Origin of the sequence: Nonomuraea maritima (assembly GCF_900100395.1) — a bacterium.
GTDB lineage: Bacteria > Actinomycetota > Actinomycetes > Streptosporangiales > Streptosporangiaceae > Nonomuraea > Nonomuraea maritima.
Genome location: NZ_FNFB01000052.1, coordinates 20,565 through 27,531, shown reverse-complemented (window position 1 = coordinate 27,531; position 6,967 = coordinate 20,565). Strand labels below are relative to the sequence as shown.

Here is a 6,967-nt window from a genome sequence, read left to right as displayed (position 1 = left end):
CCGATCACACCCCGCTCGCGCTGTGGCCAGTCACCGAGACGGACCCCGACACCACCGACGCCGCCCTCGTCTCCGACTTGCGCCGCGCCACCGGCCGCTTCCCCCGGGACAGTCGCCTGGCCGCGCTGGTCCGCGACCTGAGCGCAGGCAACGAGAGGTTCGCCGAGTTGTGGGCGAAGGGAGAGGTGACCGCGAACCGGGAGGTCCGCAAGACGGTCGACCACCCGTCGGTGGGCCCGGTCACGGTGGACTGCGATGTCCTGACCGACGGCGACACCGAGCTCAAGATCGTCATTATGACCGCCGTGCCGGGCAGCGAGGACGAGACGAAACTCCAGCTCACCACCGTCGTCGACCCACCGGCCGGCACGTCCAACTGATCCGCCCCGCGCGTCGGTCCCTGTCCATCGCTTCGCGTCGTGGGGAACCTTTCAAGCGGCCACCTCCGCGGAGGGGTCGGCAGTGGGACACGGCGCGACGAGACGCCCTTGTGCTCTCACAGGCCCGCAACGGAAACGCAGGTAGGTCAGCTGGGTTCGCCGGTTTCGAGCAGGATTTTGAGCAGGTCCTGCGGGGCGTCGCGCATGAGGTTGTGCCCGCTGTCGAGTGCGTGGGTGGTCCATGCGGGGTCCTGGCGTAGTCGCTGGTAGGTGGTGGTGAACGGTGATGGGGTCGGCCATCCTGCCGCATACACGTAGACGTCGCGGCGGCTGCGGGTGGGGCTGTTGGTGACGCGTAGTGGCTGCAGGAGGGAGGCGAGGGGGTGGGGGGTGGCTCGCGGGTCGAAGAAGGGCATCGGGCGGACCGCGTCGCCGGTCTCGGTGACCTCCAGGTACCACTGCCGTTCGTTGTCGGAGACCAGGTTCCACATGGATTCGCCGTCGCCTGGTACGACGGCGTCCAGGTAGATCAGCGATCTGACGCGTTCTGGCATGCGGTCGGCGACTCCGGTGATCACCATTCCGCCGTAGCTGTGGCCGACCAGGACCACGTCCTGCAGTTGCTCGGCCGCCAGCACACCGGTCACGTCCTGGATGTGGGTGTCCAGGTTCACGCCACTGTGCAGGAGATGGCTGCGCTCGGACAGTCCGGTCAAGGTCAGGGGGTACGCGCGGTGCCCGTGGCGGCGCAACTGTTCAGTGAGCTCGTGGAAGCACCAGCCGCCGTGGCACATGCCGGGAATCAGCACGAAGGTGGTCACTGTCGTTCTCCTTGTCTGGTGGCCGGCGAAGGCCGGCGTGCGGGTGGTCTCAGATGCCGGTTCGGTGCGTTGGTGGCCGGCGACGCGGGCGGTCGATGGCGGCCTGCAGTGGCGGCGATCACGGCTGCGGCGGCGCACAGGATCGCGGTCCAGGCCAGAGTGGCGTCGGTCGAGGTGTGATCGGCCAGGATGCCGGCGATCCACGGACCGGCGGTCTGGCCCACCGCGAACACGGTGGTGAAGGCCGCCAGTGTGGCCGTCCAGTCGGCGGGTGGGGTTCCGGCCTTGACCAGCGCGGTGACGGCGGCGGGCACGCTCATGAACGTCGCGCCATAGACGATCGCGGACGCGAGAACGAGGGGCAGGGCCGGGGATACCAGGGCGAGTGCCGCTCCGCCGGCGAGCAGGACCAACAGCGAGGCGAGCGCGGTGCCGCCGCGCCAGTGGGTGATGGGACGGCTCCACAGTGCCGGTGCCGCCACCACCGCCGTCCCCAAGGCCGTCCAGATGAGTGTCACCTGTGTGAGGGGGGCGTGGCGCTCAGCGAGGTAGGCGGACAGAAAAGTGATGTAGGTGATGTATCCGGTTGCGAACAACAGGTAGGCCAGGAGCACACGCCGCAGAGGGCGCAGTCGCGCTCGTCCTGCGGTGGCGGACGACTCCTCCCCATCCGGGCTCGCGGCCGTCCAGCTCACCAGGGTCGCCAGGCCGGCGGCGAGCCCCATGCCGACCCAGGCGATGCGCCAATGGGTGCCCAGTGCCGGAACGGTCGCGCCACTGAGGACGATGCCCAGCCCGGTGCCGGCGAAGTAGACGACGAGGGGGGCACCGGAGGAGGCGCGAGTGGCGATCCGCGATGCGATCACACCGCCGGTGATGAACACCACCGCCCCCGTCACGCCCGCCGCGGCCCTGGCGGCCAGCAGCGCCGGATAGTGGCTGCTGACCGCGGTGACCGCAAGCGCCACCGAGGTCAGCACCATGCTCCAGCGGAAAGCGGCCGCGCTGCCCACCCGCCGGACCAGGGCGGCGGTCACGAGCGCGCCGACCAGATAGCCGAGCCCGTTGGCAGCGCTCATCACCCCGGCCTGGGTCAGACTCCAGCCCAGATCATCGCGCATGGCCGGCAGGAGCAGACCATAGGCGAAGCGGGCAAGGCCCAGAGCCGAGGCGGTACCCGCGGCCAGCCATACCGCCTGCCTCACCGGCGGTCTCACCGTCCCTGCACCGGACGGGCCATCAGGACTCGACGATCGGCAGCCCCGCGCGGGGCGGCCCCGGTAAGACGATCGCGCCGACAAATAATGATCATGGTGACGCCGCTCCATGAGATCGAACCGCTCGGTAAGTTCTGTGACCCTAGCAGCAGATCGAACCGATCGGTACCATCTGTGCGCGCCAGTGACCAAGGGAACGACGCTCGACCTGGCGCGCACCCGCGCCGCCATCCTCCAGGCGGCCACCCCGCTGCTGTACCAGCGCCGACTCGACGGCATCGGCGTCACCGAGTTGTGCGAGCGCATCGGGGTGTCCAAGGAACCGCTCTATCGGCACTTCGGCACCAAGGACGGCTCGTCGCGGCCATGCCGGAGGCAGGTAGCCAGCTATTTTCCGACTGGCTCGCCGAGGCCGTCGCAACGACTGGAGACGCCCCCGCCGACCGACCGGCCGCGATCTTCGAAGCCCCGCGACAGTGGCATGACGAACCGACATGCGGATGCCGGGCGTGACTGATCTGGTCTGTCTGCGGCACTCCACCGACAAGCAGACCGACGCCCGCCAGCGGCCCGCCCTCACCGCCCTGCCGAGGGCAGGCGCCCCGGTCTACGAAGACCCCGCCATCTCCAGCCGGCAACGCTCCCTCGACCGCGCGAGCTCACTGCTGCACGAGGCCGCCATCGGCGACGCTGCCCGCCTGTTCCGCTCAGTCGCCGCGGCCTGCACCAGCGCGTCGAATCCGGACTGTTGTCCGGGATCGACCTGGCCGACGACGACCCCGACGCCAAATTGGCGGTCTCCGTCCTGAAGTTTCAGCGCGACATGTTCAGCGAGAACCCGCGAAGGGCGTCTTACATCACGGGTGCGGTGCTGGACGCTCACAGGAGCTACAACGCCTGACTTGACTTAATAGTAGTCAGCTGCCTAAGCTGACTACTAAATCGTGAAGCTAGGAGAGGCACGTGAGGATATTTCTGGCCGGTGCGTCCGGCGTGATCGGGCAGCAGCTGATTCCGCGCCTCGTCGAAAAAGGGCACGTGGTCGGCGGCATGACCCGCTCGCCCGGCAAGACCGACCTGCTGACCCGGCTCGGCGCCGAGCCGATCCTGTGCGACGTCTTCGACCGCGACGCGTTGATCCAGGCGGTTCGCGACTTCGCCCCGGACGTCATCCTGAACGAGCTGACCGACCTGCCCGACGAGGTGGACAAGATCGGTGAGCACGCGGAGCTGAACGCGCGCATCCGTACCGAAGGCAACCAGAACCTGATCGACGCGGCCCGGCAGAGCGGATCGCCCAAGATCCTCGCCCAGACGGTCGCCTGGCAGCTGCCGGACGGCCCCGACGCCGACGCCGTCGTCGAGCTGGAACGTTCCGTTCTCGCCGAGGGCGGCGTCGTGCTCAGCTACGGGCAGTTCTACGGGCCCGGCACCTACAACGAACAGCAGATCCCCGCCGAGCCTCGCGTTCGGATCGACCGCGCCGCTGACCGTACTGTGGAACTGCTCGACGCGCCGTCAGGCGTCGTCGTCATCACCGACCAGCCCGCGTAGGAATCAGGGGACGTCATGCCGCTCTCGTTCGAAGGTGTTCTGGCCGATCGGAGTACGTGGCGGCTGGACAACTGCTCGATCGGCAGGTCGATGGAGGCCATCGGCACGCGCTCCTCGATGCTGGTCCTGCGCGAGGCCTTCTACGGCACGACCCGGTTCGACGACTTCGTCCGGCGGACGAAGATCGGCGACGCCATCGTCGCGGCGCGCCTCAAGGACCTGACCGACATCGGTCTGTTCACCAAGCAGCCCTACCGGGAGCCGGGCAAGCGGACCCGCTACGAATACCTGCTGACGGAGAAGGGCAGGGACCTGTTCCCTGCCGTGTTCGCGCTCATGCAGTGGGGCAACAAGCACCTGCAGGGCGAGGACGGCGGACCGCTGCGTCTCGTGGAACAGGGTACCGGCGAGCCCGTCGTGATCGGCGCGCGCACCGCGTCCGGCAGGGACGTCGACCTCGAAGACCTCGCCATCGTGGCGCACGGCGACTGGGCCGGCCCGCAGAGCGACTGACCGTTCAACGGCCCTGGTCCACCCAGGCCTGTTCATCCGGCCCGGTCCACCCCGGCCGCCACCACTTTCTCGCAGACCACCGCACCCATGCGCGCGTGGTCTCTTCAGGGACCCGTTTTGTCATCTCAAGTAATCACCGGGAAGCACGCGACCCGCCGCCGGCGCACTCTCCCCGCCGGACTCGCCCTGACGGGCGCGGCGCTCGCGTTCACCAGCCTCTACCTCGCGGCAGGCGCGCTGACGCCGCTGCTCGTGCTCTACAAACAGCAGTGGGACTTCCCACCGTCGCTCCTCACCCTGGCGTTCGCCGTGTACGCGATCGGCTTCCTGGCCGCCGCCCTCACGCTGGGCTCGCTCTCCGACCACGTCGGCCGGAGCCCGGTCCTGGTCGGAGCCCTGGTCGTCCAGCTCGTGTCGAACGTCCTGTTCCTCGTCGCCTCCGACATCGGATGGGTGATCGCCGGCCGCATCGTGCAGGGCGTCTCCAGCGGCGCCGCGACGGCCGCCTTCACCGCGGTGCTCGTGGAACTCGCCCCTGCGGGAAAGAAGCGCCTGGGCACGGTCCTCGGCAGCGCCGGCCTGACCGGCGGCCTCGGGGCCGGATCCTTGCTGGCCGGCCTCGCGATCCAGCTCACGCCCACGGCGAACGTCATCACCTTCACCGTCCTCATCGTCCTGACCATTCTCGGGACCGTCGCCGTCGTCCTGTCGCCCGAGACCATGACCCGCACCCCCGGCGCGCTCCGCTCGATGGTCCCGCGCGTGTCGCTTCCGCCCGCCGCCAGGAAGGAGTTCGCCGCCGCCGCACCCGTGGTCGCCGCGGTCTGGATGCTCGCCGGCCTGTCCGGAGGGCTGGCGCCGAACATGGTCCGCAGCGTCTTCCACCTGGACAGCGGCCTGCTGAACGGCTTGACCGGGTTCATCGCGCCCGCGGTCTCGACCGTCGTCGGACTGTCGTTCGCCCGCATCGAACCGCGGCGGGCGATGACCGTCGGCATCTACGCGTCCGTCGCCGGGGCCGTCGGCATCATCGGCGGGGTGTTCGCCGGAAGCCTGACCGTCATGATCATCGGACAGGCCGTCGCCGGGGTCGGCTTCGGGGCGTCCTTCTCCGCGGCTCTGCGCCTGATCTTTCCGCTCGCGGCGGCGCACCAGCGGGCAGGCGTCGTGGCCGGTATCTACGTGGTCTCCTACGTCGCCTTCGGCGTGCCCATCGTCGTCGAGGGCCAGCTCGTCGGCCCGCTCGGCGAGATCCCTGCCGTCGTCTGCTACACGGCCCTGACCGTCCTGCTGGCGCTCATCAGCCTCTTCGCCCAGACCCGCGTGAGACGCAGCGCCTGAGCCAAGGGCTCAGCCTGGGCTGACGGAGGGGGACTACGTCCGCGAACCGAATGGACCCGACGGGGCTCAGCCTTCACATCCATGCATGGTGCATCACCGTCTAAATGAAACGGAAACCGCAATGACGCTTATCTCTACTCCCTTCGGTGCGCGTACTACTGCGGCGGAGGTTCTCGCCGGGGTCGACTTGACCGGGCGCCGCATGATCGTCACTGGAGGAGCGTCGGGGCTGGGAACCGCAACGGTCCGCGCCCTCGCCGACGCAGGCGCACGCGTCACGATCGCCACCCGTAACCCCACCATCGCCAAGCCGCTCGTGGAGGAGTCCCCGAACATCGACGTCGCCACGGTCGACCTCGCCGACCTGGACTCGGTACGTGCGTTCTGCGCGGCCTGGGACGGCCCGGTGGACGCCGTCGTCGCCAACGCGGGCGTGATGATGCTGCCCGAGCGCCAGGTCAACGCACAGGGCTGGGAGATGCAGCTCGCCACCAACTACCTCGGCCACTTCGCACTGGTGACAGGCCTGCGAACGGCCCTTCGGGCGGCGGAGGGGGCACGCGTGGTCATGGTCAGTTCCGGTGCGCACCTGCTGGCGGGGGTCGACTTCGAGGACCCGCAGTTCGAGCGGAAGCCATACGACTCCATGATCGCCTATGCGCAGTCGAAGACCGCCGACGTGCTGCTCGCCGTCGGGATCAGCCGCCGATGGGCGCAGGACGGCATCCGTGCCAACGCCTGCTCTCCGGGGCAGATTCTGACGAACCTGCTGCGTCACCTGGATGCGGCCACCCTGCAGGCAATCGGCGCGACGGACTCGGACGGGAACACGACCATTCCGGATCACTACAAGACGCCTGAGGAGGGGGCTGCCACCAGCGTCCTGCTCGCTGCGTCACCGCTCCTCGAAGGCGTGACCGGACGCTACTTCGAGAACAACCAGGAGGCTCCGGTCGTCGAGGGCGGCCCCCATCTGATGGCGGCGGGCGGCCCCGAGGCGATGGTGGACATGGTGGCAGAGTGGGCCGTCGATCCCGTCGCCGCGGACCGACTCTGGGAGTACGCGTCCACGACCATCCGCGACGCCGCCGATCTCTCCGGCGCCTCGGTCTCACTCTGACCTCGCGCCCCGGCAAAGGAC

9 protein-coding genes are annotated in these 6,967 nt (G+C 69.1%); 7 read left to right on the top strand and 2 right to left on the bottom strand.

Annotation, left to right across the window (positions count from 1 at the left end; all coding sequences use genetic code 11):
* Positions 1–380 (top strand): MmyB family transcriptional regulator (locus tag BLR04_RS38405; protein WP_483814937.1); only part of this gene is annotated, 380 nt, incomplete at its 5' end.
* 146 nt (positions 381–526) lie between these two features.
* Here BLR04_RS38405 and BLR04_RS38400 read toward each other — a convergent pair.
* Positions 527–1,201, bottom strand: a complete 675-nt coding sequence (locus BLR04_RS38400) for an alpha/beta fold hydrolase (RefSeq protein ID WP_090774088.1) — start codon at positions 1,199–1,201, stop codon at positions 527–529.
* A complete protein-coding gene (locus tag BLR04_RS38395) occupies positions 1,198–2,406 on the bottom strand; it encodes a YbfB/YjiJ family MFS transporter (protein ID WP_090774087.1) in 1,209 nt (402 codons plus the stop codon). The genes BLR04_RS38400 and BLR04_RS38395 overlap by 4 nt, the downstream gene beginning before the upstream one ends.
* Positions 2,407–2,602: 196 nt before the next feature.
* Here BLR04_RS38395 and BLR04_RS38390 point away from each other — a divergent pair, with 196 nt between their 5' ends.
* The 6 genes from BLR04_RS38390 to BLR04_RS38370 all read left to right on the top strand — a co-directional run bounded on the left by BLR04_RS38390 (position 2,603) and on the right by BLR04_RS38370 (position 6,946).
* A complete protein-coding gene (locus BLR04_RS38390; protein WP_245740995.1) occupies positions 2,603–2,935 on the top strand; it encodes a TetR/AcrR family transcriptional regulator in 333 nt (110 codons plus the stop codon).
* A complete protein-coding gene (locus BLR04_RS40260; RefSeq protein ID WP_143022414.1) occupies positions 2,928–3,227 on the top strand; it encodes a hypothetical protein in 300 nt (99 codons plus the stop codon). Before BLR04_RS38390 ends, BLR04_RS40260 begins: the two co-directional genes overlap by 8 nt.
* A gap of 154 nt (positions 3,228–3,381) precedes the next feature.
* Positions 3,382–3,972, top strand: coding sequence for an SDR family oxidoreductase (locus BLR04_RS38385; protein WP_090774086.1), 591 nt, complete (start codon positions 3,382–3,384; stop codon positions 3,970–3,972).
* Positions 3,973–3,987: 15 nt separating this feature from the next.
* Positions 3,988–4,485: a winged helix-turn-helix transcriptional regulator gene (locus BLR04_RS38380; protein ID WP_090774085.1), complete on the top strand. Its 498-nt coding sequence runs from the start codon at positions 3,988–3,990 to the stop codon at positions 4,483–4,485.
* A gap of 117 nt (positions 4,486–4,602) precedes the next feature.
* A complete protein-coding gene (locus tag BLR04_RS38375; RefSeq protein ID WP_218129337.1) occupies positions 4,603–5,826 on the top strand; it encodes an MFS transporter in 1,224 nt (407 codons plus the stop codon).
* Positions 5,827–5,911: 85 nt separating this feature from the next.
* Complete coding sequence (locus BLR04_RS38370) at positions 5,912–6,946, top strand: SDR family NAD(P)-dependent oxidoreductase (protein ID WP_218129336.1); 1,035 nt, start codon at positions 5,912–5,914, stop codon at positions 6,944–6,946.
* Positions 6,947–6,967 lie beyond the last annotated feature (21 nt).

Coding starts and splice junctions, on each gene's coding strand:
- BLR04_RS38380 (WP_090774085.1), top strand. CDS start 3,988: ATGCCGCTCTCGTTCGAAGGTGTTCTGGCCGATCGGAGTACGTGGCGG.
- BLR04_RS38370 (WP_218129336.1), top strand. CDS start 5,912: ATGGTGCATCACCGTCTAAATGAAACGGAAACCGCAATGACGCTTATC.